This is a genomic window from Rhabdaerophilum sp. SD176 (assembly GCF_030143245.1).
GTDB lineage: Bacteria > Pseudomonadota > Alphaproteobacteria > Rhizobiales > Beijerinckiaceae > Rhabdaerophilum.
This window is the reverse complement of record NZ_JARJNS010000003.1, coordinates 377,913-403,171: the sequence shown is the minus strand read 5'-3', so window position 1 is coordinate 403,171 and position 25,259 is coordinate 377,913. Positions and strand designations below refer to the sequence as shown.

The following is a 25,259-nucleotide window of genomic DNA, read 5'->3' as shown; positions in this document are numbered from 1 at the left end:
TCAGAAGACCGGCTCACATGTTCGGATAGGTGGGGCCGCCCCCGCCCTCCGGCGCGATCCAGTTGATGTTCTGCGACGGATCCTTGATATCGCAGGTCTTGCAGTGCACGCAGTTCTGCGCGTTGATCACGAAGCGCGGATCCATCTTCAGGGCTTCGTCGCCATAGACAACTTCGTAGACGCCGGCGGGGCAATAGAGCCGGGCCGGCTCGCCATAGACAGGCAGGTTCCGCGCAATCGGCACGGATGCATCCTTCAACGTCAGATGGATCGGCTGGTCTTCCTCGTGGTTCGTGCCCGACAGGAAGACCGAGGACAGCTTGTCGAACGAGATCACGCCATCGGGCTTCGGATAGGTGATCGGCTTGACCTCGGTAAGCGGCTTCAGCGAAGCGGCGTCGGTCTTGCCATGCTTCAGCGTGCCGAAGGGCGAGAAACCGAACAGCTCGTTGCACCACATATCCACCGCACCGAGCGGCACGCCGATCCATGTCCCGAATTTCGACCAGAGCGGCTTCACATTGCGGACCTTCTTCAGGTCCTTGCCGATCTCGCTCGACCGCCAGGCCTGCTCATAGGCGAGAAGCTCGTCACCCGCGCGGCCTTCCGCCAGCGCCTCGACGATCTTGTCCGCCGCAAGCATGCCCGAGAGCATGGCATTATGGCTGCCCTTGATGCGCGGCACGTTGACGAAGCCGGCCGAGCAGCCCAGCAGCGCGCCACCGGGGAAGCAGAGTTTCGGCACGCTCTGCCAGCCGCCCTCGGTGATGGCGCGGGCGCCATAGGAGAGGCGCTTGCCGCCTTCGAGCACTTCCCGGATCATCGGGTGCTGCTTGAAAAGCTGGAACTCGTCGAAGGGCGAGAGCGTCGGGTTCTGGTAGTTCAGATGGACGACAAAACCGATCGAAACGAGATTGTCGTCGAAATGATAGAGAAACGAACCGCCACCGGTCTTTGAATCGAGCGGCCAGCCGAACGTATGCTGCACCAGGCCCGGCTGATGCTTCGCCGGGTCGATCTGCCAGAGTTCCTTGAGGCCGATGCCGAATTTCGGCACGTCACGGCCGTTATCGAGGCCAAACCGGGCGATGAGCTGTTTCGAGAGATGGCCGCGCACCCCCTCCGCGAAGAGCGTGTATTTGCCCATCAGCGCCATGCCGCGGGTGAATCCGTCCTTCATCTCGCCGGACCGGGCAATGCCCATATCGCCCGTGGCGATGCCGGTCACGGCACCGGCCTCGTTGTAGAGGACTTCCTGCGCTGCGAAGCCGGGATAGATCTCGACGCCGAGCGCCTCGGCCTTCGTGGCCAGCCAGCGGCAGAGATTGCCCAGCGAGATGACGAAGTTGCCATGGTTGTCGAGCAGCTTCGGCATCGCGAAGTTCGGCAGCCGGATGCCGCCGGCCGGGCCGAGGAAATAGAAGCGGTCATCGACAACCGGCGTCTTCACCGGGCAATCGGGATCGTCGCGCCATTCGGGGATCAGCTTGTCCAGCCCGACCGGGTCAATCACCGCACCGGAGAGGATATGCGCGCCGATTTCGGAGCCCTTCTCGACGAGGACGACCGAAATCTCCTCGCCCCGTTCGGCAGCGGCCTGTTTCAGCCGGATCGCCGCGGAAAGCCCTGCCGGGCCGCCACCGACGATGACGACATCATATTCCATCGCGTCGCGTTCCGGCAGTTCCATGACGTCCCTCGTTCGTTCGATCCCGGTTTGGTCGATCTGGCCCATCCTGATTAGTTCATATGTAAACTAATTTCAAGGACCGGCTTGTCGCCCTGCCCTCCGGTGGCTAGTTTCAGGTTCGGGAACGACCTCCCGAACCCGGCAAGGTGCCGGAGGGCGCCTCTTTCTGGCGTCGGGATGGCCGAATTGCAAGCTGGAAGCATCCGGGAAAGGACCGCGCCTTGGCGATGACCGAACCGCAATCGCCGCGCCGGATCCTCGAATTCCTGGCTGCGGCCGGGGTGGACATGATTGTCGGCGACGAGCCGGTGAACCGGATGCAGCCGCCGCCCCCCCTTCCGGAGCGCCAGGCCGAAGCCCAGCCGGGCCGTGCGGCACCAGATGTTCCGGCACCCGTGCAGGCGCCTGTTTCGCTGCGGGTGGCCCCGACCGCGCCGGATGATGCGATCATGCAGGCGCGGCTGCAGGCCCGCTCGGCTGCCTCGCTGGAGGAACTGGCCACGATCATGGCGGCCTTCGACGGCTGCGCGCTCAAGGCGACGGCCTCGCGCCTCGTCTTCGCCGACGGCATCCCGCAGGCGCGCGTCATGATCATCGGCGAGGCGCCGGGCCGCGAGGAGGACGAGACCGGGCGGCCCTTCGTGGGGCGCGCCGGGCAGTTGCTCGACAAGATGCTGAAGGCGATCGGCCTTGACCGGAGCAGCGTCTACATCGCCAATGTCGTGCCGTGGCGGCCGCCCGGCAACCGTACGCCGACGCCGCAGGAAGTGGCGATCTGCCTGCCCTTCATCCACCGCCAGATCGAGCTGGCCGCGCCGGATCTCCTGCTGACCATGGGAGCGCCGGCCACGCAGAACCTTACGGGACGCAAGGACGGCATCCTGCGGCTGCGCGGCCAATGGTTCGAGGTGGATGTCGCCGCGCGGACGATTCCGACGCTGGCGACCCTGCATCCGGCCTATCTGCTGCGTCAGCCGGGCCAGAAGGCCCTGGCCTGGCGCGACCTCCGGGCGCTCAAGGCGCGGCTTGCGGCGGAGTGACGCCGCTGACCGACCCGACAAAAAGGCGATTTTGTTCCCGGCCCGGGCTTGGTATCAGTGAGTAGACCCTGCGGGAGGAATGAACCATGCGTCTCGATGACATCCAGGAATCCGCCAATGTCGAGGATCGCCGTGGTGACAGCGGTTCCGGCGGAATGTTGGGCGGCGGCTTTCCCGGCGGACGCGGAAGCCTCGGCTTTGGCACGATCGCCATTCTCACCCTGATCGGCTGGGCTCTCGGCATCAACCCGGCAATCCTGATCGGCGGAGCGGAAATCATTTCCGGCGGAAGCGGCGGGCAGGTCGTGCAGCGCCAGCAGAATACGCCGCCGCGTTCTTCCTCGCCGCAGGAGGAGCAGCTCCGCGTCTTTGTCGCGCGGGTGCTCAAGACGAACGAGGATGTGTGGCAGCAGGTGTTGCCACAGCAGCGCGGCGTGCCGTTCAAGCCGGCGCCGCTGGTGATCTTCCGCGGCGCGACGCGCTCGGCCTGCGGCGGCGCGCAATCGGCGATGGGTCCGTTCTATTGCCCGGCCGATACCCGAATCTATCTCGACATGAGCTTCTTCGAGGAAATGCGCACCAAGATGCGGGCCGGCGGCGATTTCGCCTATGCCTATGTGATCGCGCATGAAATGGGCCACCATATCGAGAACTTGCTCGGCATCCTGCCGCGCGTGCAGCAGGCGCAGCAGCGGCTCTCGCGCCGGGAAGCAAACCAGCTCTCGGTGCGGGTCGAACTGATGGCGGATTGTCTGGCCGGGGTCTGGGCGCATCATGCCAACCAGCGCTGGCGGATCCTCGAACAGGGCGATCTCGAGGAGGCGATGAACGCGGCTGCGGCCATCGGCGACGACAAGCTCCAGAAGCAGTCGCAGGGCTATGTCGTGCCGGACAGCTTCACGCATGGCTCGTCGGAGCAGCGGGTGCGCTGGCTCCAGCAGGGGCTGCGGACCGGGCAGGTCGCGGCTTGCGACACGTTCAACACCCGGGCGCTCTGACCATGTCGATGGCGCGCCTCGACGAGAGCAAGGCTTTCATCCCGCTCAACATTGCGGTGCTGACGGTGTCGGATACGCGCACGCTGGCGGATGACAAATCCGGCGACACGCTGGTCGGGCGGCTCGAGACGGCCGGACATCGGCTGGCTGACCGGGCCATCGTGCCGGATGATGTCGAGGCGATCCGCGCCCGTTTGCGTGGCTGGATTGCCGACAAGGGCGTCGATGTGATCATCACCACCGGCGGCACCGGCTTTACCGGCCGGGATGTCACGCCGGAGGCGGTGGAGCCGCTTTTCGAGAAGCGGATGGACGGATTCTCGGTGCTGTTCCACCACATTTCCATCCCGAAGATCGGCACCTCGACCATCCAGTCCCGCGCGACGGCGGGCGTCGCCGGCGCGACTTATATTTTCTGCCTGCCCGGCTCCCCCGGTGCCTGCAAGGATGCCTGGGACGGCATTCTCGCCGCGCAGCTGGATTACCGGCACCGGCCCTGCAATTTCGTGGAAATCATGCCTCGCCTCGACGAGCATTTGCGCCGCGTCAAGGCGCAGGGTGCGACAGTCTGAAAGACTACGCGAATGAAAACCCGATTGATCCTTCTGGCCGTGCTGGCCAGTTCCGGCGCCACGGCGCAGCAGCCCAACCGTCAACTCATTCTCGAATGCATGGCCTGCCATGGCGATGACGGGATCGCCAAGGACAAGGATGTGCCGCATCTGGCGGGGCAGAATTACGAGTATCTGCTGAAGCAGATGCGCGATTTCCGCGCCGGCCGGCGGCCGCACAAGGAAATGCGTGTCATGAGCCGCCTGATGGACGATCAGGAAATGCAGGAAATCGCGGATTTCTATGCCCGCCTGCCGCGATAGGCGACGCGTTCAACGCAATTCGACGCGCGTAACCGAGGCCTTGAGTCGAACCAGTTCGGCGCCGAACCGCACCGAATAGGGATCGAGCTTGGCGAGCGCGATATCCCGTGCGCGGCTCGGCGGCAGGAGCAAGGCTGCGTTCCGGCTCGGCCTGCCACCCATGGTGCGGACGCCCTCGATCAGGCCATCGAACAGGCCACCCATGCCGCCACCCAGAGCCGGCTGCGACATGGCTGGCCTTGCCCCGAGGGCCGGCAGGATATCCGCGAGGACCGGCCAGAAATCCGGTCCGAGTTGAAGGCCCGTATCCAGGACGAGCAGGCCTGAACCGGGAGCCAGGGTCGCGGCGCGGGCAAAGCCCTCGGGCCAACTCTCCGCGGTGACGATCCGGCACCCTGCCGCATCGGAGATCGATTCGAGGTCTTCGGTGGATTGGCGGCAGATCAACATCGCATTGCCGACCAGCCCCTCGACGACGCCCCTGACCAGCGGGCCCAACGTTGCCGTCAGCGCAAGCGGTTCTGGACGCACATCGATAACAGCCGTGAGCATGGAGCCTTTCCGGACGGGCGCACAGGAAAAGTTGCCGCCTCGATTATTGTGCAGCGCAACAAGTTTTTTGGCAAGGGGGCGCAAACTTCCCCCGCCCGGCCGTGCAGGCTTGACTTCCACAGGCAGATTGTTCACTTTTCGTTCCAATATCAGGAGCGAATGATGAACGGTTTCGACCCTCGCGATCCCGCCGAGGCCGAGCGGGTCAAGCGGGTGGAGACCCCGCTGGCCCGCGCGCATGAGCGGGGTCGCGGCACGGTCACCAATGCCGGCGGCCGCTTCGAGAAGCAGCAGCGCGAGGCTTTCGACGATGGCTGGCAAGAGGACGAGGTTTTGCCACCCTTCCGCACCGAAACGACGATGGAGCGGGCGGTCTCGGTCATTACCCGGAACGATTCGCTCGATCTGTCCTTCGACCGCTCGATCAACCCCTATCGTGGCTGCGAGCATGGCTGTTCCTATTGCTATGCGCGGCCGAGCCATGCCTATCTCGGCCTGTCGCCGGGGCTGGATTTCGAATCGCGTCTCTTCGCCAAGCCCAATGCGGCCGAATTGCTGGAACGTGAACTGGCGCATCCCCGCTACCAGCCGCGCGAGATCGCGCTCGGCACCAATACCGATCCCTACCAGCCGATCGAGCGGCATTACCGGATCACACGACAGATCCTCGAAGTCCTGGCCCGGACGCAGCATCCGGTGACGATCGTGACCAAGAACGCGATGGTCCTGCGCGATCTCGACCTGCTCGTCCCGATGGCAGCGAAGGGGCTGGCGCGCGTTGCGCTGTCGGTGACCACTTTGGACGGAACTCTCGCGCGGAAGCTGGAACCCCGCGCCTCGATTCCAGCCCGGCGGATCGATGCACTGCGCCAGCTTTCCGCTGCCGGCATTCCCACGGCGATCCTCGCCTCGCCGATGATTCCGGCGATCAATGATCACGAGATCGAGGCCATTCTCGAAGCCGGTGCGGAAGCCGGTGTCGAGGAAGCCAATTACATCCTGATCCGGCTGCCGCTGGAACTTCGTGAGCTGTTCCGAGAATGGCTGCTGGTGCATTACCCGGGAAAACTGCGGCATGTGCTGAGCCTCGTCCAGTCGATGCGGTCCGGGGCGGATTATGATTCGCGCTTCGGGACACGCCAGACGGGTACGGGGCCCTATGCCGAGCTGCTCGCCAAGAGGTTCCGGATCGCCTGCCAGCGGCTCGGCATCAAGCGGCGGCATGCCTCGCGGCTCAGGACGGATCTCTTCACGCCACCGGTTCTGCCCGGTACGCAGATGTCGCTGTTCTGAGGGCGTCAAAGCGGGCGGACGAACAGGACCCGCAGGAGCAGCGACGTGGCGATGACGGCCAGAAGCAGCATGCCCAGCCGGTAGAGCAGGCCGCGCCAGTTCACCTTGTCCGGCTGGTCCGGCATCAGCATGGGCGGACCGCCGAACACAGCCATCCAGCGCGTCCGGCGGCGCGGCGCGGGGTCAGACGGCTTCGTTGGCGCGGGGCCCAGCAGACGGCTGGCCTCCGCGCGATAGGCAGAGAGCCGGGCCGGCGAGGTTTCCGAGATCAGGAAGGCCTGCTCGGCCTCACCCGAGGGGGCGGCGCCGGTCCGGCGGGTAAATTCCGTGCGGAAAGCCAGCAGCGCCCGGCGATGCAGCGCATAGGCGACGAGCCCGGCCGCATCGGCCTCATCGGGCGCGAAACGGGAGAGAATCGTGGCCTCGTCCAGGCTATCCACATGGCCGGGGGGTGTCTCGCTCATGGCCGGGCTTGAACCTCGCTGCTTCCGGTTTAGGACGTATACGCAGAAACCGGGCGCAAGGCATCATGGCCGACGAAATTCCCCAATGGTCCGCCTGGCGCAAGGCCGGGCTGACGCGGATTGCCGGCATAGACGAGGTCGGGCGTGGGCCGTTGGCAGGGCCGGTGGTGGCCGCCGCCGTGATCCTTCCTGCAGCGGGCATTCCGCCCGGGCTGGCCGATTCCAAGGCGCTTGCTTCCACGCGCCGGGACGCACTTGCCGAGGCGGTGTTTGCCTGCGCCGAGATCGGACTCGCCACCGTGCTGCCGGCGGAAATCGACCGGCTCAACATCCATGGCGCAACCTTGCTCGCCATGGCACGGGCGCTGGCCGCCCTGCCCCGCCCCGCTGAAGCCGCGTTGGTCGATGGCAAGTTCACGCCACCGGGGCTCGCCATTCCCGCTGCTGCGGTCATCGGCGGGGATGCGCGCGTGGCAGCGATCTCTGCGGCCTCGATCATCGCCAAGGTCACGCGGGATGCGATGATGCAGGAAGCGGAGAGGCGCTATCCCGGTTACGGGTTTGACCGCCATGCCGGATACCCTGCGCCGGCGCACAAGGCGGCACTTGCGCGGCTCGGCCTCTGCCCGTTGCACCGGCTTTCCTATGCACCCTGCCGCGCCCTGAACGGGGCAAGCTGAGGCGCTGCAGCCATCCCAAAAAGGGACAGGCAGCGTGAATCCCCCGTAAACCTCGTTTTCATCCCCCGTCGCCATAGTCGGCCGCGTCGAAGTTCTTACCGGTGCGGCTGTCATGCGTATCCTCCGCTCGGAAGCGACAAGTCATGGGCCCCGGGGTCAGGTATTGCGTACCCGGGGTCTCGCTTCCTCAGCCGGCTTGTCTTTCCAGGATCAAATTCTCAACGAGGATTGCCTCGAAGCCCTGGCGCGCCTGCCGGAAGCCTCGGTCGATCTCGTTTTCGCCGATCCGCCCTACAACCTGCAGCTCGCCGGCGCGCTGACGCGCCCCGACCAGAGCCTTGTCGATGCGGTGGATGACGAATGGGACCAGTTCTCGAGTTTCGGCGCCTATGATTCCTTCACCCGGGCGTGGCTGGAAGGCGCGCGCCGCGCAATGAAGCCGAATGCGACGTTGTTCGTGATCGGCTCCTATCACAATATCTTCCGCGTCGGCTCGATCCTGCAGGATCTCGGATTCTGGATTCTCAACGACATCATCTGGCGCAAGGCCAACCCGATGCCGAATTTCCGCGGCCGGCGCTTCACCAACGCGCATGAGACGCTGATCTGGGCTGCGCGCGATGCCGGCGCAAAAAAATACACGTTCCATTACGAGGCGCTGAAGGCCGGAAACGAGGATTGCCAGGCCCGCTCGGACTGGTTCCTGCCGCTCTGCACCGGCGCCGAACGCCTCAAGGACGGCCAGGGCGCCAAAGCCCATCCGACGCAGAAGCCCGAAGCCTTGCTGCAGCGTGTGCTGCTGTCGGCCACCAATCCCGGCGATCTCGTGCTCGACCCGTTCTTCGGCACCGGCACGACCGGCGCTGTTGCCAAGAAGCTCGGCCGGCATTTCATCGGCATCGAGCGCGATCCCGGCTATGCCAAGGCCGCCGCCGAACGGATCGCTGCCGTCGAGGCGCTGCCGGCGGAGCTGCTGACCCAGCCACTCGCCAAGCGCGAAGAGCCGCGCGTGGCCTTTGCCAGCCTTGTCGAGACCGGGCGGATCGCGGCCGGCACCGTGCTGACCGACGCAAAAGCCCGGCACGAGGCCATCGTGCGGCCGGATGGCCAGTTGAGCGCCAACGGCATTGTCGGCTCGATCCACAAGATCGGTGCGCTGGTCCAGGGTCTGCCGGCCTGCAATGGCTGGACCTACTGGCATGTCGAGATCGACGGCCGGCGCCAGCCGATCGATGTCCTGCGGGCCGAAATCCGGGCCGCCCAGAAGGCGGCCTGAGAGATCTAGACCGCCTCGATCACCTTGCGAAACAGGGTGGGCAGCGGCTCGCCTGCCAGGTCAGCCTGCGCCACCCAACGCAGGCCGGGCGGTGGCGGCATTTCGCCGGCCAATCGCGCCTCGGCCACGATCAACCGCAATTCAAAATGCGTGAAGACATGGATGACCGGCGCGTTGCGCCGCATCCAGTCAGCCGGGACAGGCGGGGAATCCGGGGGGGCGATCTCGGCCCAGCCGGTATTCGGCACCTCCGCCATGCCGGCCAGAAGACCCTTCGCGGGCCGTGTGCCGAGCAGGATCCGTCCCGCGCCATCGCGGACGAGGTAGGCCGTCCCATGCCGGACAGGCTTGCCCTTCCGGGCGGGTTTGACCGGAAAGGCGGTGGCGCGCCCGTTGGCGGCGGCCTTGCAGTTGCTGCGGAAGGGACAAAGCAGGCAATCCGGGTTGCGAGGCCGGCAGATGCCGGACCCGAGATCCATCAATGCCTGCGCGAAATCGCCGGGCCTGCCGGCGGGAACCATCGGGCGGAGCACGTCGGCGATCTCGGCCTTTGCCCGCGGCAGCGGGGTTTCGATTGCTTCCAGCCTCGTGATGACACGCTCGATGTTGCCGTCGATCACCACGGCCGGCTCATCGAAGGCAATGGCTGCGATGGCGGCTGCCGTGTAGGCGCCGATCCCCGGCAGGGCGCGCAGGCCTTCCTCGGTCTCCGGAAAGGCCGCGCCGGGGCGGGCAGCGACGGCGCGGGCACAGGCAATGAGGTTCCGCGCGCGGGCATAATAGCCGAGGCCGGCCCATGCCGAGAGCACCGCCTGGTCGTCAGCTGCTGCAAGCGCGCGGATATCCGGCCAGAGGGCGAGGAATTTCGCGAAATAGGGTTTTACGGTCTCGACCGTCGTCTGCTGCAGCATGATCTCCGACAGCCAGACATGGTACGGGTCTGGCCGCTGGCCCGGCAGCGCGCGCCAGGGCAGCACACGGCGATGCCGGTCATACCAGTCCAGCAAGGCGAGGCCCCGCGGGTCGGCGGGCTCGTCCGTTCGTGATCGGCGTGGTGCGGTCACGGAAATCTCCCAGACGGGGACCTGCCGGCCCCCTTGGTCTGCCGGAGGGAACCCGCTACGATCCTCCCGGTCTTGTGACGGCTAACGCAGCCGCCAACAAGCCGGCAGAACTGCGCAGCCTGCCGGAGCCCCCAACCGATTGTGGAGAAGATGAGCCAGGACAGCCCGCAGAGGACACCGCGCCGCAAAGGGCCGGCCCGGCTCTCCGACCTGGTGCCGGGCACGATCGAGCCCGCCTTGCGGCAGCGCGGCTTCGCGACTTCGGCGATCCTGACCGAATGGCGCGCGATTGTCGGGCCGCGCCTCGCCGAATGGACCCAGCCGCTGGAAATCCGCTGGCCGCGCCGGACCGAGATCGATGCACCAACGGGAAAGAGTGTCAGCGACAAGGCGGAAAGGGCCCGCCGGGCGACACTGGTCGTCGCCTGCCCCGGCGCCTTCGCGCTCGATGTCCAGATGGCCTCTGCCGGGCTGATCGAGGCCGTGAACCGCCGGCTCGGTTTCGGCTGCATCGGGACCATCGTGGTGCACCAGATGCCGAAGGCGCCGCCGCCCGCGCCGCCTCGCTCACGACAACTTGATCCGGCCCTTGTCGCCCGGGTGGAACAGGGGCTCGGCCGCATCGAGGCCGAGGACCTGCGCCATGCGCTGGCTGTTCTGGGCGCGGGAATCACCCGGAAAGCGGAAGAGATGGCCGGCCATTCGCCCGCAGCGGCCACAGTTCCGGCGCAAAAGCTGCGCTAGAACCGGGCGATCCTGCATGCCATGCGGAGAGGCGGGGCTTGCCTTGCGGCTCGGCTTGGAACAAATGGCGGGCAGGTTTGGAGTTCTCGCGCGGCCGGGTGCCGCGCCTTGCCACGGGATTTTTCATGATGAGCCAGCCCTTCCTTCGTGCCGACCGCCGGACCGTGATGCGCTCTGCCGCGCTGGCCCTTGGCCTTGCCGCCATGCCCGCCGCCGCCCTGGCGCAGGGCAAGACGCCGGAGGCCCTTCTCCAGGCCGGCCCGCTGGGCGACAAGGTGATCGGCCGTGACGATGCGCCGGTCACGATCATCGAATATGCCTCGCTGACCTGCGGGCATTGCGCGAATTTCCACAACCGGACCTTCCCGGCGCTCAAGGAAAAATACATCGATACCGGCAAGGTCCGGCTGATCTTCCGGGAATTCCCGCTCGATCCACTCTCGACCGCTGCCTCGATGATGGCGCGCTGTTCCAGCGAGCAGCGGTATTTCCCGCTGGTCTCGGTTCTGTTCCAGCAATTGCCGAACTGGGCCGGGTCAGACAAGCCACTGGATGCCCTGCTCGCCATTGCACGCCAGGCCGGTTTCACACAGGAAAGCTTCGAGGCCTGCTTGAAAAACCAGTCGGTTTATGACGGCCTGAATGCTGCGAAGAAGCGTGGCGCGGAAGTGCATGGTGTGAATTCCACGCCGACCTTCTTCATCAATGGCCAGATCCGCCGCGGTGACATGAGCATCGAGGAACTGGACAAGGTGCTTGAACCCTTGCTGAAACCATAAGCCGAAGCGGTTTTCCGCCGGCCGGAACGGAAACGGAGGCGGGACAGGGTGAAGTTCGAACGGCTCCGCCTTGCTGGCTTCAAAACCTTCGTCGATCCCACCGACGTGCTGATCGCGCCCGGCCTGACGGGCGTGGTTGGCCCCAATGGCTGCGGCAAGTCGAACCTTGTCGAAGCGTTGCGCTGGGTGATGGGCGAGACGTCCTCCAAATCGCTGCGCGGCGGCGGCATGGACGATGTCATTTTCGCCGGCTCGGGCAACCGGCCCGAACGGAACCATGCCGAGGTTTCGATCCGGCTCAGTGACCCGCCCTCCGACCTGCCGGGCTTCCTCGCCGGGGCCGACCATATCGAGATTTCCCGCAAGATCGTGCGCGAACAGGGTTCGACCTACCGCATGAATGGCCGCGAGGTCCGTGCGCGGGACGTGCAGATCCTCTTCGCGGACGCCGCCAGCGGGGCACGCTCGCCCTCCATGGTGCGGCAGGGCCAGATCGGGGAACTCATCGCCGCAAAGCCGCAGCACCGCCGCCGCATTCTCGAGGATGCCGCCGGCATTGCCGGCTTGCATGCCCGCCGGCACGAGGCCGAATTGCGGCTGCGGCAGGCGGAGGAGAACCTCACCCGTACCGAGGATGTGCTCGGCCAACTCGACCGGCAGATGGCCGATCTCCGCCGGCAGGCCAAGGGGGCGGAGCGCTACCGGCTGCTTTCGGCCGAGATCCGCGAGCTTGAACTGCTGCTGCTTGCGGAAGGCCTGGCGGATGCGGAAGGCGAGGTCAGCCGGCTCAGGCATGGCTATGATGTTTCCGTCCGGGCCATTGCCACGGCCATGACTGCACAGGGCGAGGCCGAGCGGGGCCGGGCCGTGGCGCAGCACGAACTGGAACAGGCCCGCCGCGCGGCCGGGCTCGCCCAGTCGGCGCTTCAACAGGATCTTGTCCAGCGCGAGACGCTGGACAGCGAGATCCGGCAGGTGGAAGCGCGGCTGGCGGAACTGGCGTCACGGCAGCGTGATTCCGAGAAGGATGTCGAGACGGCGCGGAACGTGCTGGCTGACGCTGACGGCGCGCTTGCGAAACTGGCCGCCGAGCAGGACAGCCTTGCCGGGGCCCTTGCCGGCGACGCGGCGATGACGGAGGGTGACCGGCTCCGGCTCGAACAGGCTGCCGCCGCGCGGCTTCAGGCCGAAGCCGATCTGGCGGCGCTGCAACTGGAGCTGGCGGAGGCGCAGGCCAGCCGCCGGGCCGCCGAGCAGCGGCTGCTGGAAGCGCGGCAGGATCTCGCGCGGCTGGACGCCGCCATGGAGCAAGCCCGAACGGCCCTTGCCCTGGCGGAACGGGATTCCGGCGCGCTGGCGGAAGTCGAGCGGCTGCAGGCGGCTTCCGAAGCGGCAGGCATGGCGTTTTCGGCGGCACAGGCCACGCTGGATGAAGCCGAGCGGCAGGCGCATCAGGCACGCGGCGAGGAGCAGGCGGTCCGCCCCCGTCTCGCGGAGGCGGAACGAAATGCCCAGAGGCTTGATACGGAAGCAAGGACGATCCGCAAGCTGGTCGACCAGACCGAGCCCGGCCTCTGGACGCCGGTGATCGATCTCGTGGCGGTGCAGGCGGGCTACGAGACCGCCCTCGCCGCCGCCCTCGGCGAGGATCTCGAGGCCGCGATCGAGACGGGCGCGACGCGCCATTGGGAAGGTGCCACGCGGGATGAAAGCCTCCCGCCACTGCCGGACGGCGTGACGCCGGCCCTGTCGGTGGTCGAGGCCCCGGCGGTGCTGCATCCGCGCCTGTCGCAGATCGGCATCGTCACCCGCGCGGACGGTCATCGCCTGCGTGCCCAGCTGAGGCAGGGTCAGCGCCTCGTCTCGCGCGAGGGTGATCTCTGGCGCTGGGACGGGTTCGTCGCCCGCGCCGAGGCGCCAAGCGCAGCCGCCCGCCGCCTCGCCGAACGCAACCGGCTGGCGGAAGTCGAGGCGCAGGCTGTCGAGGCCCGGACCAGGCGTGATGCGATCCGGGTGGAAATCGACCGCCTCTCGCTGGCGACCCGCAAGGCGCAGGATTCCGAGATGCAGGCCCGCGAGGCGCTGCGCCGCGCCGGGCAGGCGCGCGAACAGACCCAGGCCGAATGGCAGCGCGCCCTCCGGCGGACGGAAGAGGTGCGGATCCGGCTTGAAACAGCGCGGGCGCGGCTGGCCGCGCTCGAGCCGGACCGGCAGGCCGCCAGCGAAAGGCTGGCCGAACGGCAAGCCGCCCGTGAAGCTCTGGGCGACATGCCGGAGGGCGAAGCCCGGCTGGCGCCCGTGCGCGAACGGGTCGAGGCGCTTCGGAACGCCGAGCGTGAGGCAACGCAGGCTCAGGCCGCACGGCAGGCCCGTATCGCCGGTCAGAGGAGCCGGATCGAACAGCTGGAACGAGATCGCGCTGCCTGGGACGAGCGCATCCAGCGGGCGCGGCGGTCCGAGGTCGATCAGGCCGAACGCCTCTCCCGGCTCCGTGCGGAGGCCGAATCGCTGGAAGGCATGCCGGCGACGCTGGCCGCTCGGCGCCGGGGGATCGCGCTCCAGATCGAGGCCCGGGAGGCGGATCTCCGCGCGGCACAGGATGCCCTTGCCCTCGCCGAGACGCGGGACCGTTCCGCCGATGACGCGGCGCGTCAGGCCATGGCGGCTTTGGCCGATGCGCGCGAGGCCAGTGCCCGCCTTCAGGTCCAGCATGAATCCGCCGTCGCCCGCCACCGCCAGATGGTTCAGGCCGTGGAAGAGAAGCTCGATGCGCCGTTGGCCGAGCTTCCCGCCCGGCTGGCGGCGCTCACCGTGGCAAAGCGGGTGGAGCCCGCGCAGATGGAGGCCCGGCTCACCGACCTCCGGCAGGATCGCGACCGGCTCGGCGCGGTCAATCTCCGCGCCGATCTCGAATTGCAGGAAATCGAGGCCGAACGCAGCGGTCTGGCGCGGGAGCGCGAGGATGTGACGGAGGCGATCCGGAAGTTTCGCCGCGCCATCGATGCGCTCAACAGCGAGGGTCGCCAGCGCCTGAGGGCAGCCTTCGACAGTGTCAACGCGCAGTTCCAGAAGCTGTTCGGCCGGCTCTTCGGCGGCGGGACGGCGGAATTGCAGCTGATCGAGGCCGATGACCCGCTGGAAGCGGGGCTCGAGATCATCGCCAAGCCGCCGGGCAAGAAGCCGCAACTGCTCTCGCTCCTGTCGGGCGGCGAACAGGCACTCACCGCCACGGCGCTGATCTTCGCGGTTTTCCTGACCAATCCCGCCCCGATCTGCGTGCTCGACGAGGTCGATGCCCCGCTGGACGATTCGAATGTCGAGCGGCTCTGCGACCTGCTGCATGACATGGCGCGTGACACCGCGACCCGGTTCCTGGTGATTACCCACAATCCGATCTCGATGGCGCGGATGGACCGGCTCTATGGCGTGACCATGGTCGAGCGGGGCGTCAGCCAGCTGGTTTCGGTGGATCTGGCCGAAGCCGAACGTCTGGCCGAGGCGGTTTGACCTGCCGGGCAGGCGAATTTCTGCTGCATTGCGGCAACAGGCTGCCGGGCATGCCATGCTTCGGACAGTCCTGTGACTTTTCAGCCGATCTGGCGGCTTGACACTGGCTTTCGCGCCTGATTAACACCCGGCAACGTAGCGGAACGGGAGATCGTTTTGCTGCGCGGCTGCGTCTTGTCTTTCTCCGGAAAGTCCGGGCGTTTCCCTCAGAGGGTGATGTCGCACCATGGCGGATCCGGAACCTGACGTGCCCAAGCCGGGCTCCAAGGCTTCCTCGCCGGGTGGTGAGATGGAGTCGCTCCGGTCACGGTTGGATGCGCTGAAAGCGCAGCGCGAGGGCGAAAGCACTCGCGGTGGGCTGTTCGGCGGGTCATCGTCGAAGGGGACCGATAACGGCGCGTTCGCCAAGGCGATGCGTGCCACGTCGGAACTCGCGGCAGGCGTGATCGTCGGGGGCGGTATCGGGTATCTGCTCGACCGGCAATTCGGGACCCTGCCGATCTTTCTGATCATCTTCCTGATGGTCGGCATGGCAGCGGGGTTTCTCAATCTCTACAAGCTCGGCATGCGCCGCACCGACGGCACGGACGGGCCCAGGACGTGAATGGAACGCCGATCCCTCGGCAGATGACAAGGACGACGAGACGTGGCGCAACCGGGCACGATTGATCCGATCCATCAGTTCGAAATCCAGAAGCTCGTCCCGATCAACCTGTTCGGGTTCGACATGTCCTTCACCAACTCGGCCCTGTGGATGGTCATTGCCGTTGCCGTAACGACACTCGTCATGGTCTATGGCAGCGCGTCCCGCTCGATTGTTCCCGGGCGCCTGCAGAGCCTGGCCGAGATGGCTTATGAATTCGTCGCCAACACGCTCACCGGCGTGACTGGCCGCGAAGGGATGAAATTCTTCCCGTTCGTATTCTCCCTCTTCATGTTCGTTTTCGCCGCCAATATGCTCGGGATGCTCCCGGGTTCGTTCACAACGACCAGCCACATCATCGTCACCGCCGCCTTCGCGATGCTGGTGATCACCGTGGTTCTGGTTGCCGGCATTGTCGGTCACGGCTCCCATTTCTTTGGCCTGTTCGTGCCGTCTGGCGTGCCCGGCTGGCTGCTGCCCTTCATGGTGCTGATCGAGGTCGTCTCCTTCGTGTCGCGCCCGATCAGCCTTTCGCTCCGTCTGTTCGGCAACATGCTTGCGGGCCATATCGCGCTCAAGGTGTTCGGCGCCTTCGTGGCTGCCCTTCTCGGGGCTGGCGCTGCAGGCATACTTGCACCCCTGCCGCTGCTGCTGGCAGTTGCGCTGACGGCGCTGGAATTCCTCGTGGCCTTCCTGCAGGCCTATGTCTTCACGATCCTTACCTGCGTCTATCTCAACGATGCGCTGCATCCGGGGCACTGACCCGCACACGCATCTTGCTGAAGGCTTTCCGCTTTTACATCCATCCCAACCAGGAGAAATTCGATGGAACTCGCTGCTGCCTCCGCTCTCGCCAAGTTTATCGGCGCCGGCCTCGCCTGCCTTGGCATGGGCCTCGCTGCCATCGGCGTCGGCAACATTTTCGGCAACTTCCTCTCAGGTGCCCTGCGCAACCCGTCGGCCGCTGATGGCCAGTTCGGCCGCGCCTTCATCGGCGCCGCGCTTGCGGAAGGCCTCGGCATCTTCTGCTTCGTCGTCGCGCTGGTTCTGCTCTTCGTCGTCTGAGGGCGTCGGCCGGCCTGCCGGCCACCACGAAACGGGATGGCGAACCCGCCATCCCCGGCCCGGATTGTTCCGGGTCCGCCGTTCCCACCAAAGGAGCGTTCGATGCGCCGATTTCTAGCCTCTGCCCTCTTCCTGTCGTCGGCGCTTCCCGTGCTTGCGGCAGAGTCCAAGGGCGGGTTTCCGCCTTTCAACGCGTCTACCTTTGCCGGCCAGCTGTTCTGGCTCGCGTTGACCTTCGGCACGCTCTATCTGCTGATGAGCCGCGTCGCGCTTCCGCGTGTCGGTGCCATTCTGGCGGAGCGCGAAGCCACGATCGAAACCTCGCTTGCCCAGGCCTCCAAGGCCCAGGCGGCGGCAGAAGCCGAGGCGCAGGGCCTTGAGCAGGCGCTTGCCAAGGCCAAGGCGAATGCCCAGGCCATCGCGCAGGAAGCTCGCTCGAAAAGCGCTCGCGAGATCGATGCCAAGCGCAGCACGGTCGAGAAAGATCTTGCCGCGAAGATGGTCGCCGCCGAGGCGAGCATCAACGAGACCAAGACGAAGGCCATGGGCAATGTCGAGGACATCGCCCGGGAAGCCGTCTCGGCGATCATCGAGCAGCTCAGCGGCAAGGCCCCCACGGCAGCAGCCGTGACCAAGGCCATCAACGCCGCGCGCGGCGAATGAGGAGACGGAGCCATGACCGCTGAATTCTGGGTTGCCGCTTCCTTCTTCATCTTCCTGGGGATCCTCGGCTATTTCGGGGTCCATACCAAGATCCTCGGCGCGCTCGATGCCCGCGGCGCCCGGATCAAGGCGCAGCTCGACGAGGCCGAGAAGCTTCGTAACGAGGCCGCTGCCCTGCTGAAGAGCTATGAAGCCAAGCGCGTGGCGGCCGAACAGGAAGCTGCCGGGATCGTCTCCGCCGCGCAGGACGAGGCGAAGCGCCTCGAGGCCGAAGCGAAGGCCAAGCTCAAGGACTTCGTCAAGCGCCGCACCGAGCAGGCCGAGATGAAGATCCAGCAGGCCGAAAGCCAGGCCATGGCCGAAGTCCGTTCGGCTGCGGTGGATCTCGCCACCAAGGCCGCTGCGCAGATCCTGAGCGCGGCCAAGGGGGATGACGCCTTTGCTGCCGGCCTCGAGGATGTGAAGAAGCGCCTGAACTGAGGCGCCGTCCCCTTCCGAGATATGACAAGGCCGCCCGAAAGGCGGCCTTTTTCTTGTGTTCCGCGCCTCCTTGCGGCACTCTTCCGGACGGGATTGGCGGATTCCAGGAGAACGACCATGCGATCATCCTCGATCGTTGCAACAGCCCTGACCGCAATGACCCTGTCCGCCATGCCGGCCCGCGCAGAGGAATGGGTGTCCATTCCCGGTCGCGGCGGGGTGGCCCTGAAGGCCCTGATGCTCAAGCCGGCGGGTGCGGGCCCTTTCCCCGCCATTGTCGCCCTGCATGGCTGCGGCGGCCTTGGCAGCCCGCGCGAGCCGGTCAGCGCCCGCCATCGCGACTGGGGCGCCCGGTTGCAGGCGGCAGGCTTCCTGGTGGTTTTCCCGGAGAGCTTCGCTTCGCGGGGGCTCGGCTCGCAATGCAACGTCCGCGACCGCGACGTACGCTCGAAAGACCGCGCCTATGACGCCTTTGCGACAGCGGAATGGCTGGCGACGCGGCCTGATGTGCACCGGAACCGGATCGGGCTGCTCGGCTGGTCGAATGGCGGAACAACCGTGCTCAGCGCCGCGCGCGATATCCGCCGGCCCAGGGGCGTGGATTTCCGTACGGCCGTGGCCTTCTACCCCGGCTGCCGGACCATGGCGAAGCAGGATTTCCGGCCGCGCATTCCGGTCACGATCCTGCATGGCCTCGCGGATAACTGGACTCCGGCTGCCCCTTGCCAGTCCCTGCCGGGCGTGACCTTCGTTGGTTATCCCGACGCGCATCACGATTTCGATTATCCGAACATGCCCCTCCGGACGCGGAAGGCAGCCTTCTCGGCTGATGGCAGCGGCGTGGTGACGATCGGCACCAATCCGGCCGCACGTGACGCTGCGATCAGCCGCGCCATGGGAATTTTCCGCGGCATGTGACCGTGGCGGAAGGGAAGGAGCCGGGCTGGCCCGGCTCCTTGTTGCTTATTCCGCCGCCTGCTGGATCGGCTGAGGCGGCGTCCAGCGCAGGATCGGGTTGCGGGCAGCGCGCGTTTCGTCGAGGCGACGCCGCGGCGCATGGAACGGCGCGGCCGAGAAGCGCTCGGTCTCGCCGCGCTTCGCCCGCAGCGCGAGATCCCGCAGGGTCATGATGAACAGGTCGAGCGAGGCGCGGCTTTCGCTTTCGGTCGGCTCGATCAGCATGGCACCATGGACGACGAGCGGGAAATACATCGTCATCGGATGATAGCCCTCGTCGATCATCGCCTTGGCGAAATCGAGCGTGCTGATTCCGGTATCCTTCAGCCAGGTATCGTCGAACAACGCCTCATGCATCGAGGGATGATCCGGGAAGGGCAAGGACATCAGGTCCTCGAGGCCGGCGCGGATGTAGTTGGCGTTGAGCACGGCATCCTCGGAGGCCTGCTTCATGCCATCCGAGCCATGGCTGAGCATGTAGGAGAGCGCCCGCACATACATGCCCATCTGGCCATGGAAAGCGGTGACGCGGCCAAAGGCCTGCACATCGCCAGCCTGATCCGCCGTCTCGACCAGCGCGAAATGGCTGCCATCCCTCCGGATGAAGGGCAGCGGCGCAAAACGGGCAAGGCGATCCGACAGGACAACCGGGCCAGCCCCCGGACCGCCGCCGCCATGCGGGGTGGAAAAGGTCTTGTGGAGGTTGATATGCATCGCATCGATGCCGAGATCGCCCGGCCGGGCCTTGCCGACGATGGCGTTGAAATTCGCACCGTCGCAGTAGAAATAGGCGCCGGCATCGTGCATCGCCTTCGCGATCTCGACGATCTGCGGTTCGAAAATGCCGCAGGTATTCGGGTTGGTCAGCATGATCGCGGCGACATCCGGGCCCAGAAGGGCCTTCACATCCTCGACATGCACCGTGCCGTCATCCTGCGCGGGAACCGGCTTGACCACGAAGCCGATCAGCGCGGCGGTGGCCGGGTTGGTGCCATGGGCCGATTCCGGCACGAGCACGACATTGCGGATCGCGCCCTCGCCCTTGGCATCGATGGCAGCCTTGATCGCCATCATTCCGGCGAGTTCGCCATGGGCGCCCGCCTTGGGCGACATGGCGACCGCCGAAGTGCCGGTCAGGACCATCAGCCAATGGGCCAGCTGGTCGATCAGCTCGAGTGCGCCCTGCACGGTCGATTGCGGCTGGAGCGGGTGGATATCCGAGAAGCCCGGCAGGCGCGCCATCTTCTCGTTGAGGCGCGGATTGTGCTTCATCGTGCAGGAGCCGAGCGGGAAGAGCCCGGTATCGATGCCGTAATTCTTCTGGCTGAGCCGCACGAAGTGCCGCATCGTCTCGGGTTCCGAAAGCCCGACCAGACCGATATCGCCCTTGCGCTCGAGCCCGCCGAGGCGGGGGCTGAAGGAGGCGGGCTCATCAAGATCGACGCCGGTGCAATCGGCCCGGCCGATTTCGAACAGCAGGGCTTCCTCGACCTGCAGGGCCCGGTTGCCGGTGAAGGTGGGATGGGCGGAGCCGGTCGCCTCGCCGGCAGCCGTGGGACGTCCCTGGTTGTTGAGCATCAAAGCACCTCCTTCAGGGCAGCCACAAAGGCCGCGCGGTCATCATCGGAATTCACCTCGGTCGAGGCGACAAGGATCAGGTCATCGAGGCCGGCTTCCGGCGCGAGGCGCGAATAGGGCACACCGCCGAGCACGCCCTTTCCGGCGAGCTTCTCCACTACATCCGCGGCCTTGCCGGGCACGCGGAGGGTGAATTCGTTGAAGAAGGCCTTGTTGAGCACGCTCACGCCCTTCACGCCCGCGAGGGCATCGGCCAGCTTCACGGCATTGGCGTGGTTGATCCGGGCCAGACGCTTCAGGCCGGCCTCGCCCAGCAGCGTCATGTGGATGGTGAAGGCGAGGCAGCACAGGCCGGAATTGGTGCAGATATTCGACGTCGCCTTGTCGCGGCGGATATGCTGCTCGCGGGTGGAAAGGGTGAGCACGAAGCCGCGCTGGCCCTCGGCATCCACCGTCTCGCCGCAGAGGCGGCCCGGCATCTGCCGGACATATTTCTGCTTGGCGGCGAAGAGGCCGACATAGGGCCCGCCGAAATTCAGCGCGTTGCCGATGGACTGGCCCTCGCCCACGACGATATCGGCACCCATGGCGCCGGGGGATTCCACGAGGCCGAGCGAGACGGCCTCGGTGAAGACCGCGATCAGCAGCGCGCCCTTCGCTTGGGCGGCAGCGGCAATCGGGCGGAGATCGCGGATATTGCCAAAGACATCCGGGTTCTGGACGACGACGCAGGAGGTCTCGCCATCGATCAAGCTGATCAGGTCCTCGTCGGCCAACGGGCTGGCCGGCGCCGAAACCACGGAATCGCTCGCCATATGAGAGAGCGTGCGCACGACTTCGGCATAATGCGGATGCAGCCCGCCCGAAAGCACTGCCTTGCGGCGCTTGGTGATGCGATGCGCCATGAGCACGGCCTCGCCTGTGCCGGTCGAGCCGTCATACATCGAGGCATTGGCGACTTCCATGCCGGTCAGCAGCGCGACCTGGGTCTGGAACTCGAACAGATATTGCAGCGTGCCCTGCGCGATTTCCGGCTGGTAGGGCGTATAGCTGGTGAGGAATTCCGAGCGCTGGATCAGGTGATCGACCGTTGCGGGCACATGGTGCTTGTAGGCGCCGGCGCCGACGAAGAATGGCACCGAGGAGGCGGGCACATTCTTCGCCGCGAGGCGGCCGAGCTGACGCTCGACCTCCAGTTCCCCCTTCCGGCGCGGCAGGTCGACCGGCGCTTTCAGCAGCTTGTCGGCGGGAATATCGGCAAAGAGGGCGTCGATATCCGTGACGCCGATCCGGGCCAGCATGGCCGTCCGGTCAGCATCGGAAAGGGGGAGATAGCGCATGATCGGGACTTTCCTGCTCTTTGTTCCTGTTTTCGCAGATTCTTCACGCGGTCCGGATGGCGGTTCGCGTGAAAATGCTCAGGCGTAAATCGGGTCCGTTGGGATCAGTTCGACATCGGCGCGCAGGGAATTGGCGATGTAGCATTCCTCATGCGCACGATGGTGGAGCTTGGCGATGGTTTCCGCATCGGGCTTCTTCTCGCCGGAGAAGGTGATGACGGGCTTCAGCGCGACCTGGCTGATATAGAGCTTGCCGCGCTCGTTCTTCGTCATGGTGCCGATGGCATCATCGATATAGGAATCGACGCGGAAGCCCTTCAGCGCGCAGAAGGCGAGGAAGAACAGCATGTGGCAGCTCGAGACCGAAGCCACGAGCGCCTCTTCCGGATCCACCGCATCCGCCTTCGAATAGAGCGGCACCGACGAGGGCGCCGAGGAACCCGGCACCGAGATGCCGCCGTCGAAGGTCCAGAGATGGCCGCGCGAATATTTGTTGTCGATGAAGGGCTCGTCGCCCCGCGACCAGCTGACTTTGGCAATGTATTCGTGGGCCATTCTGAAAATTCCTTTTTGCAAACAGACCGGAAAAAATCAGGCGCCGATCATCGCCTTGTAAGCCGCCTCATCCATGAGGCCGGCAAGCTCGCCCTTGTCGGCAAGGCGGATCTTCATGAACCAGCCCTGGCCTTCGGGATCCTCGTTGATGGTAGCCGGGCTGTCCGGCAGGCCGTCATTCACGGCGACAACCTCGCCCGAAACCGGGGCATAGACATCCGATGCCGCCTTGACGCTTTCGACGACGGCCGCCTCGCCGCCGGCCTTCACGGCCTTGCCGACTTCCGGCAGCTCCACGAAAACCACGTCGCCGAGCTGGCTCTGCGCATAATCGGTGATGCCGACAATGCCGGTATCGCCTTCGACGCGGACGTATTCGTGATCCTTGGTGTAGTAGGTCGTCATGTTTGTCTCCCCCGGATGCGGTTAGCGGAAATAGCGATGCGGGACGAACGGCATCGGCGCGATGCGGGCCGGCAGTTCCTTGCCCCGGACGATGAGCGTGACCGGCGTGCCGGGCGTGGCAAACGCCGTCTCGACATAGCCCATCGCCACCGGGCCGTTGACGCTGGGGCCGAAGCCGCCGGACGTCACCACGCCGATGCGGCGGCCATTTGCCATGATTTCAGTGCCCTCGCGCGCCGGCTGGCGGCCTTCCGGCAGCAGGCCAACCCGCAGCCGCGACGGCCCCTCGGCCAGTTCGCGCCGGATGCGATCCGCGCCCGGGAAGCCGCCCTGCTCGCGCCGGCGCTTCTGGATCGACCATTTGAGGTCAGCCTCGATCGGCGAGGTGGTGGTGTCGATATCATGGCCATAGAGGCAGAGCCCGGCCTCGAGCCGCAGCGAATCGCGCGCGCCCAGCCCGATCGGGCGGACACGCGGATCCGCCAGCAGGCGATCGCAGAAGGCCAAGACATCCTTCGAGGGGATGGAAATCTCGACGCCATCCTCGCCGGTATAGCCCGAGCGCGAGATATGCAGCCAGATGCCATCCAGCTGGGCGGCGTGATAGGTCATGAAGGGAACGGTGCGGATGGCTGGAACCAGGGTGGCGATGACCTCCACCGCCTCCGGCCCCTGCAGGGCGATCAGGGCGAGATCCGCCTCGACACGCAGCGACACGCCTGCCGGGAGATGCGCGGCGATATGGGCGTAATCCGCATCCTTGCAGCCGGCATTGACGACCAGATAGGCCCAGCCCTCATGCCCTTCATAGGCGGAGCGGGTGATCATCAGGTCATCCAGGATGCCGCCATCGGCGCCGAGCAGTTGGGAATAGCGCTGCTGGCCGGGCTTCAGGTTCAGGATATCGGCCGGGACCAGCGCCTCGAGGGCGGCAGCCGTCTTCTCCCAGTTGTCGGAATGGACGAAGCATTGGCCCATATGGGAAACGTCGAACAGACCGGCATGGGCGCGCGTCCAGAGATGCTCGGTCAGAATGCCATCCCTGTACTGGACGGGCATGGAATACCCCGCGAAGGGGACCATGCGTGCCCCCTGGGCAACATGCCAGGCATCGAGCGGGGTGTGTTTCAGATCGCCAGCAGCGGGTTCAGCCATTTCTCTCGCCGGCTCGCGCCGCCTCCGTGACAAGGATGCATGCCGTTCCGGGTGGAACGGTGCTGCCCCCTCTGTCACGGAACCTGAGAGATTTCGCCGCGACGCGGCTTACTCCGTCGGTGGAGGGATGCGCCCTCGCTTTCCAGAGCGGCTTTTCTCGCGCGGTCCTTCTGCCTGAGCGTTTCCGGGGCGGTTGCGCCTTCGGCGGCGGGCGAACCCGCTCTCTCCCGCGCGGGAGATGGCCATAAGCGCTGACGTAGCGCTTTTGCGGCCCAAGTCAATTGCGGCGTTGACGACGCGGCCCCGTTTGGCGAGCACCCTGTGGATCAAGCCCGATGAGCACGGAATATTGCTCGGCCGGATCGGCAGCCGTGATCGGCACGGCGATCGAATCATCCACCGTGACGAAGGGCGCCTGACTGTCACTGGCCGGGATCGTCACCGCAACCGGCACCAGGCGGGTCGACAGGGTCTGGCCGTTGCCGCGCACGGCGATCCGCACCGGGATGGTATAAGTCCCAGGTTTGCCGGCCTCGCCCAGCAGGACGCGGCCCTGAATGCCGACCTTGATCCGCATCATGTTGCCTTCCTGGCGGCATTCCCGGGCGAGATCGTTGATCGCAGCCTGATAGGCGACGCCCCGGGCCTGCGTGGTATCGCCGGTGCGGTAGGCCGCCGTGCCATCGAGGATGTTGGCGGCAGGGCAGCCGAGATCGCGCACCTCTTCCTTCTGCTCCGGCAGCTTGGTGCCTCCGAAGAAAATCCGCTCCGTCACCCGGCGTTCGGTCGGGCTGGGTTCGCTGCCGGACGAGGCGCTCTGGCAGGCGGCCAGAGCCGCGCCGAGACCAGCAAGAAAGACAAGACGGACAGACACGGCACCAACGCTCACGGGACGATCCTCACTGAAGCTGCGCGAAACCCTGCTCGAACCCCGAAAGCGTCACGGGAAGGCCGCGGCCTTCTTCCGGCGTCAGGAACACGGCGAAGAGCGCGACCTTGCCCTTCTTGAACCCGTCGATCAAGGCATTGTCCATGTCGACCTCGGCGACACAGCCGCTTTCGAGGCAGCGGACGAAGCCGGTCGATCCAATATCACGCTCGTCGATTTTCAGGCCGAGGCCACGCGGCAGCAGGATGCCCAGCGGCGCGATGACACGGAGGACGGGGCGGCGGACGGCTGCGGCGGCGGGGTCCCGACGGCGGGCCTCGGCCGTGGCCGCGCTGTCCTCGACGCGCAGGATGACGACCGCCAGGTTGAGATCCGATTGGTCCAGCACGTTCTGGATCAGGATGCATTGCTCCGGCCCGGCCGGGTTCGGTCGGTCACAGCGATACTGCCAGTCGCCGAACTTCTGCTTCAGCGTGCCCTGGGCCGCAGCCGGCACGACGAGCCCGGCCGCGAGGAGCAGCCAGGAGACGACAGGAACCAGCGCCATCTTCGCCGAAATATGCACGT

At 66.1% G+C, this 25,259-nt stretch carries 27 protein-coding genes and 2 riboswitches; of the genes, 16 read left to right on the top strand and 11 right to left on the bottom strand.

Translation table 11 applies throughout. The annotated features are described in order from the left end of the window. Window positions 1–13 precede the first annotated feature (13 nt). Complete coding sequence (locus tag P0652_RS08625) at window positions 14–1,690, bottom strand: electron transfer flavoprotein-ubiquinone oxidoreductase (protein WP_284178375.1); 1,677 nt, start codon at window positions 1,688–1,690, stop codon at window positions 14–16. A gap of 227 nt (window positions 1,691–1,917) precedes the next feature. Here P0652_RS08625 and P0652_RS08620 point away from each other — a divergent pair, with 227 nt between their 5' ends. From P0652_RS08620 to P0652_RS08605, 4 genes are all read left to right on the top strand, one after another. Beyond that, window positions 1,918–2,730, top strand: a complete 813-nt coding sequence (locus P0652_RS08620; RefSeq protein ID WP_284178581.1) for a uracil-DNA glycosylase — start codon at window positions 1,918–1,920, stop codon at window positions 2,728–2,730. A gap of 86 nt (window positions 2,731–2,816) precedes the next feature. Further along, entirely contained in the window at window positions 2,817–3,728 is a 912-nt protein-coding gene (ypfJ, locus tag P0652_RS08615) for a KPN_02809 family neutral zinc metallopeptidase (RefSeq protein WP_284178374.1), read from the top strand. A gap of 8 nt (window positions 3,729–3,736) precedes the next feature. Next, window positions 3,737–4,300 carry a molybdenum cofactor biosynthesis protein B gene (gene moaB, locus P0652_RS08610; protein ID WP_284178580.1) on the top strand — a complete coding sequence of 188 codons (564 nt, stop codon included), beginning with the start codon at window positions 3,737–3,739 and terminating at the stop codon, window positions 4,298–4,300. 12 nt (window positions 4,301–4,312) lie between these two features. After that, entirely contained in the window at window positions 4,313–4,603 is a 291-nt protein-coding gene (locus P0652_RS08605; RefSeq protein WP_284178373.1) for a c-type cytochrome, read from the top strand. A 9-nt stretch (window positions 4,604–4,612) separates the two neighbouring features. Here P0652_RS08605 and P0652_RS08600 read toward each other — a convergent pair whose 3' ends face one another. Next, on the bottom strand, window positions 4,613–5,155 hold the full coding sequence (locus tag P0652_RS08600; protein WP_284178372.1) for a hypothetical protein: 543 nt from the start codon (window positions 5,153–5,155) through the stop codon (window positions 4,613–4,615). 162 nt (window positions 5,156–5,317) lie between these two features. Between P0652_RS08600 and P0652_RS08595 the strand changes: the two genes are divergently transcribed. Beyond that, entirely contained in the window at window positions 5,318–6,448 is a 1,131-nt protein-coding gene (locus tag P0652_RS08595) for a PA0069 family radical SAM protein (RefSeq protein WP_284178371.1), read from the top strand. Between the two features lie 5 nt (window positions 6,449–6,453). Here P0652_RS08595 and P0652_RS08590 read toward each other — a convergent pair whose 3' ends face one another. Beyond that, the gene (locus P0652_RS08590) at window positions 6,454–6,912 is read right to left on the bottom strand and encodes a hypothetical protein (RefSeq protein ID WP_284178370.1); all 459 of its coding nucleotides are present in this window, start codon (window positions 6,910–6,912) and stop codon (window positions 6,454–6,456) included. A gap of 65 nt (window positions 6,913–6,977) precedes the next feature. Here P0652_RS08590 and rnhB point away from each other — a divergent pair, with 65 nt between their 5' ends. Then, window positions 6,978–7,592, top strand: coding sequence for a ribonuclease HII (gene rnhB / locus P0652_RS08585; RefSeq protein ID WP_284178369.1), 615 nt, complete (start codon window positions 6,978–6,980; stop codon window positions 7,590–7,592). A gap of 112 nt (window positions 7,593–7,704) precedes the next feature. Continuing rightward, entirely contained in the window at window positions 7,705–8,868 is a 1,164-nt protein-coding gene (locus P0652_RS08580) for a site-specific DNA-methyltransferase (protein ID WP_349774973.1), read from the top strand. Between the two features lie 5 nt (window positions 8,869–8,873). Here P0652_RS08580 and P0652_RS08575 read toward each other — a convergent pair whose 3' ends face one another. Beyond that, a complete protein-coding gene (locus P0652_RS08575; protein ID WP_284178367.1) occupies window positions 8,874–9,932 on the bottom strand; it encodes an A/G-specific adenine glycosylase in 1,059 nt (352 codons plus the stop codon). Between the two features lie 150 nt (window positions 9,933–10,082). Here P0652_RS08575 and P0652_RS08570 point away from each other — a divergent pair, with 150 nt between their 5' ends. The 9 genes from P0652_RS08570 to P0652_RS08530 all read left to right on the top strand — a co-directional run bounded on the left by P0652_RS08570 (window position 10,083) and on the right by P0652_RS08530 (window position 18,731). Continuing rightward, complete coding sequence (locus tag P0652_RS08570; RefSeq protein ID WP_284178365.1) at window positions 10,083–10,676, top strand: DUF721 domain-containing protein; 594 nt, start codon at window positions 10,083–10,085, stop codon at window positions 10,674–10,676. Window positions 10,677–10,801: 125 nt separating this feature from the next. Beyond that, the gene (locus P0652_RS08565; RefSeq protein WP_349774972.1) at window positions 10,802–11,455 is read left to right on the top strand and encodes a DsbA family protein; all 654 of its coding nucleotides are present in this window, start codon (window positions 10,802–10,804) and stop codon (window positions 11,453–11,455) included. Between the two features lie 48 nt (window positions 11,456–11,503). Further along, window positions 11,504–14,962: a chromosome segregation protein SMC gene (gene smc / locus P0652_RS08560; protein ID WP_284178364.1), complete on the top strand. Its 3,459-nt coding sequence runs from the start codon at window positions 11,504–11,506 to the stop codon at window positions 14,960–14,962. A 226-nt stretch (window positions 14,963–15,188) separates the two neighbouring features. Further along, the gene (locus P0652_RS08555) at window positions 15,189–15,566 is read left to right on the top strand and encodes an AtpZ/AtpI family protein (protein ID WP_284178363.1); all 378 of its coding nucleotides are present in this window, start codon (window positions 15,189–15,191) and stop codon (window positions 15,564–15,566) included. Window positions 15,567–15,608: 42 nt separating this feature from the next. Further along, on the top strand, window positions 15,609–16,367 hold the full coding sequence (locus P0652_RS08550) for a F0F1 ATP synthase subunit A (RefSeq protein ID WP_284178362.1): 759 nt from the start codon (window positions 15,609–15,611) through the stop codon (window positions 16,365–16,367). A gap of 63 nt (window positions 16,368–16,430) precedes the next feature. After that, entirely contained in the window at window positions 16,431–16,670 is a 240-nt protein-coding gene (locus P0652_RS08545) for a F0F1 ATP synthase subunit C (protein ID WP_284178361.1), read from the top strand. A 102-nt stretch (window positions 16,671–16,772) separates the two neighbouring features. Continuing rightward, a complete protein-coding gene (locus tag P0652_RS08540; protein WP_284178360.1) occupies window positions 16,773–17,333 on the top strand; it encodes a F0F1 ATP synthase subunit B family protein in 561 nt (186 codons plus the stop codon). Between the two features lie 12 nt (window positions 17,334–17,345). Then, on the top strand, window positions 17,346–17,813 hold the full coding sequence (locus P0652_RS08535) for a F0F1 ATP synthase subunit B family protein (protein ID WP_284178359.1): 468 nt from the start codon (window positions 17,346–17,348) through the stop codon (window positions 17,811–17,813). Between the two features lie 117 nt (window positions 17,814–17,930). After that, window positions 17,931–18,731 carry a dienelactone hydrolase family protein gene (locus P0652_RS08530; protein WP_284178358.1) on the top strand — a complete coding sequence of 267 codons (801 nt, stop codon included), beginning with the start codon at window positions 17,931–17,933 and terminating at the stop codon, window positions 18,729–18,731. Between the two features lie 45 nt (window positions 18,732–18,776). Here the strand turns inward: P0652_RS08530 and gcvPB are convergent, their stop codons facing one another. The 7 genes from gcvPB to P0652_RS08495 all read right to left on the bottom strand — a co-directional run bounded on the left by gcvPB (window position 18,777) and on the right by P0652_RS08495 (window position 25,257). After that, a complete protein-coding gene (gcvPB, locus tag P0652_RS08525) occupies window positions 18,777–20,348 on the bottom strand; it encodes an aminomethyl-transferring glycine dehydrogenase subunit GcvPB (RefSeq protein WP_284178357.1) in 1,572 nt (523 codons plus the stop codon). Next, complete coding sequence (gene gcvPA, locus P0652_RS08520; RefSeq protein ID WP_284178356.1) at window positions 20,348–21,688, bottom strand: aminomethyl-transferring glycine dehydrogenase subunit GcvPA; 1,341 nt, start codon at window positions 21,686–21,688, stop codon at window positions 20,348–20,350. Before gcvPA ends, gcvPB begins: the two co-directional genes overlap by 1 nt. 78 nt (window positions 21,689–21,766) lie before the next feature. Next, complete coding sequence (locus P0652_RS08515; protein ID WP_284178355.1) at window positions 21,767–22,243, bottom strand: OsmC family protein; 477 nt, start codon at window positions 22,241–22,243, stop codon at window positions 21,767–21,769. 36 nt (window positions 22,244–22,279) lie between these two features. Next, complete coding sequence (gene gcvH / locus P0652_RS08510; RefSeq protein WP_284178354.1) at window positions 22,280–22,648, bottom strand: glycine cleavage system protein GcvH; 369 nt, start codon at window positions 22,646–22,648, stop codon at window positions 22,280–22,282. 21 nt (window positions 22,649–22,669) lie between these two features. Continuing rightward, on the bottom strand, window positions 22,670–23,803 hold the full coding sequence (gene gcvT / locus P0652_RS08505; protein ID WP_284178353.1) for a glycine cleavage system aminomethyltransferase GcvT: 1,134 nt from the start codon (window positions 23,801–23,803) through the stop codon (window positions 22,670–22,672). A 61-nt stretch (window positions 23,804–23,864) separates the two neighbouring features. Then, a riboswitch (glycine riboswitch) is annotated at window positions 23,865–23,955 on the bottom strand. Further along, window positions 23,956–24,043, bottom strand: a riboswitch (glycine riboswitch). 37 nt (window positions 24,044–24,080) lie between these two features. Then, complete coding sequence (locus P0652_RS08500) at window positions 24,081–24,692, bottom strand: hypothetical protein (RefSeq protein ID WP_284178352.1); 612 nt, start codon at window positions 24,690–24,692, stop codon at window positions 24,081–24,083. Window positions 24,693–24,702: 10 nt separating this feature from the next. Next, on the bottom strand, window positions 24,703–25,257 hold the full coding sequence (locus P0652_RS08495) for an invasion associated locus B family protein (RefSeq protein WP_284178351.1): 555 nt from the start codon (window positions 25,255–25,257) through the stop codon (window positions 24,703–24,705). Window positions 25,258–25,259: the final 2 nt, after the last annotated feature.

What these genes read in the sequence shown, in the direction of transcription:
- P0652_RS08590 (WP_284178370.1), bottom strand. Translation starts at nt 6,912, where the DNA reads ATGAGCGAGACACCCCCCGGCCATGTGGATAGCCTGGACGAGGCCACG.
- P0652_RS08625 (WP_284178375.1), bottom strand. Translation starts at nt 1,690, where the DNA reads ATGGAACTGCCGGAACGCGACGCGATGGAATATGATGTCGTCATCGTC.
- rnhB (WP_284178369.1), top strand. Translation starts at nt 6,978, where the DNA reads ATGGCCGACGAAATTCCCCAATGGTCCGCCTGGCGCAAGGCCGGGCTG.
- P0652_RS08600 (WP_284178372.1), bottom strand. Translation starts at nt 5,155, where the DNA reads ATGCTCACGGCTGTTATCGATGTGCGTCCAGAACCGCTTGCGCTGACG.
- P0652_RS08540 (WP_284178360.1), top strand. Translation starts at nt 16,773, where the DNA reads ATGCGCCGATTTCTAGCCTCTGCCCTCTTCCTGTCGTCGGCGCTTCCC.
- ypfJ (WP_284178374.1), top strand. Translation starts at nt 2,817, where the DNA reads ATGCGTCTCGATGACATCCAGGAATCCGCCAATGTCGAGGATCGCCGT.
- P0652_RS08545 (WP_284178361.1), top strand. Translation starts at nt 16,431, where the DNA reads ATGGAACTCGCTGCTGCCTCCGCTCTCGCCAAGTTTATCGGCGCCGGC.
- P0652_RS08535 (WP_284178359.1), top strand. Translation starts at nt 17,346, where the DNA reads ATGACCGCTGAATTCTGGGTTGCCGCTTCCTTCTTCATCTTCCTGGGG.
- gcvH (WP_284178354.1), bottom strand. Translation starts at nt 22,648, where the DNA reads ATGACGACCTACTACACCAAGGATCACGAATACGTCCGCGTCGAAGGC.
- P0652_RS08555 (WP_284178363.1), top strand. Translation starts at nt 15,189, where the DNA reads ATGGCGGATCCGGAACCTGACGTGCCCAAGCCGGGCTCCAAGGCTTCC.
- P0652_RS08515 (WP_284178355.1), bottom strand. Translation starts at nt 22,243, where the DNA reads ATGGCCCACGAATACATTGCCAAAGTCAGCTGGTCGCGGGGCGACGAG.
- gcvT (WP_284178353.1), bottom strand. Translation starts at nt 23,803, where the DNA reads ATGGCTGAACCCGCTGCTGGCGATCTGAAACACACCCCGCTCGATGCC.
- P0652_RS08620 (WP_284178581.1), top strand. Translation starts at nt 1,918, where the DNA reads ATGACCGAACCGCAATCGCCGCGCCGGATCCTCGAATTCCTGGCTGCG.
- gcvPA (WP_284178356.1), bottom strand. Translation starts at nt 21,688, where the DNA reads ATGCGCTATCTCCCCCTTTCCGATGCTGACCGGACGGCCATGCTGGCC.
- moaB (WP_284178580.1), top strand. Translation starts at nt 3,737, where the DNA reads ATGGCGCGCCTCGACGAGAGCAAGGCTTTCATCCCGCTCAACATTGCG.
- P0652_RS08605 (WP_284178373.1), top strand. Translation starts at nt 4,313, where the DNA reads ATGAAAACCCGATTGATCCTTCTGGCCGTGCTGGCCAGTTCCGGCGCC.
- P0652_RS08595 (WP_284178371.1), top strand. Translation starts at nt 5,318, where the DNA reads ATGAACGGTTTCGACCCTCGCGATCCCGCCGAGGCCGAGCGGGTCAAG.
- P0652_RS08570 (WP_284178365.1), top strand. Translation starts at nt 10,083, where the DNA reads ATGAGCCAGGACAGCCCGCAGAGGACACCGCGCCGCAAAGGGCCGGCC.
- P0652_RS08580 (WP_349774973.1), top strand. Translation starts at nt 7,705, where the DNA reads ATGCGTATCCTCCGCTCGGAAGCGACAAGTCATGGGCCCCGGGGTCAG.
- P0652_RS08565 (WP_349774972.1), top strand. Translation starts at nt 10,802, where the DNA reads ATGATGAGCCAGCCCTTCCTTCGTGCCGACCGCCGGACCGTGATGCGC.
- P0652_RS08530 (WP_284178358.1), top strand. Translation starts at nt 17,931, where the DNA reads ATGCGATCATCCTCGATCGTTGCAACAGCCCTGACCGCAATGACCCTG.
- gcvPB (WP_284178357.1), bottom strand. Translation starts at nt 20,348, where the DNA reads ATGCTCAACAACCAGGGACGTCCCACGGCTGCCGGCGAGGCGACCGGC.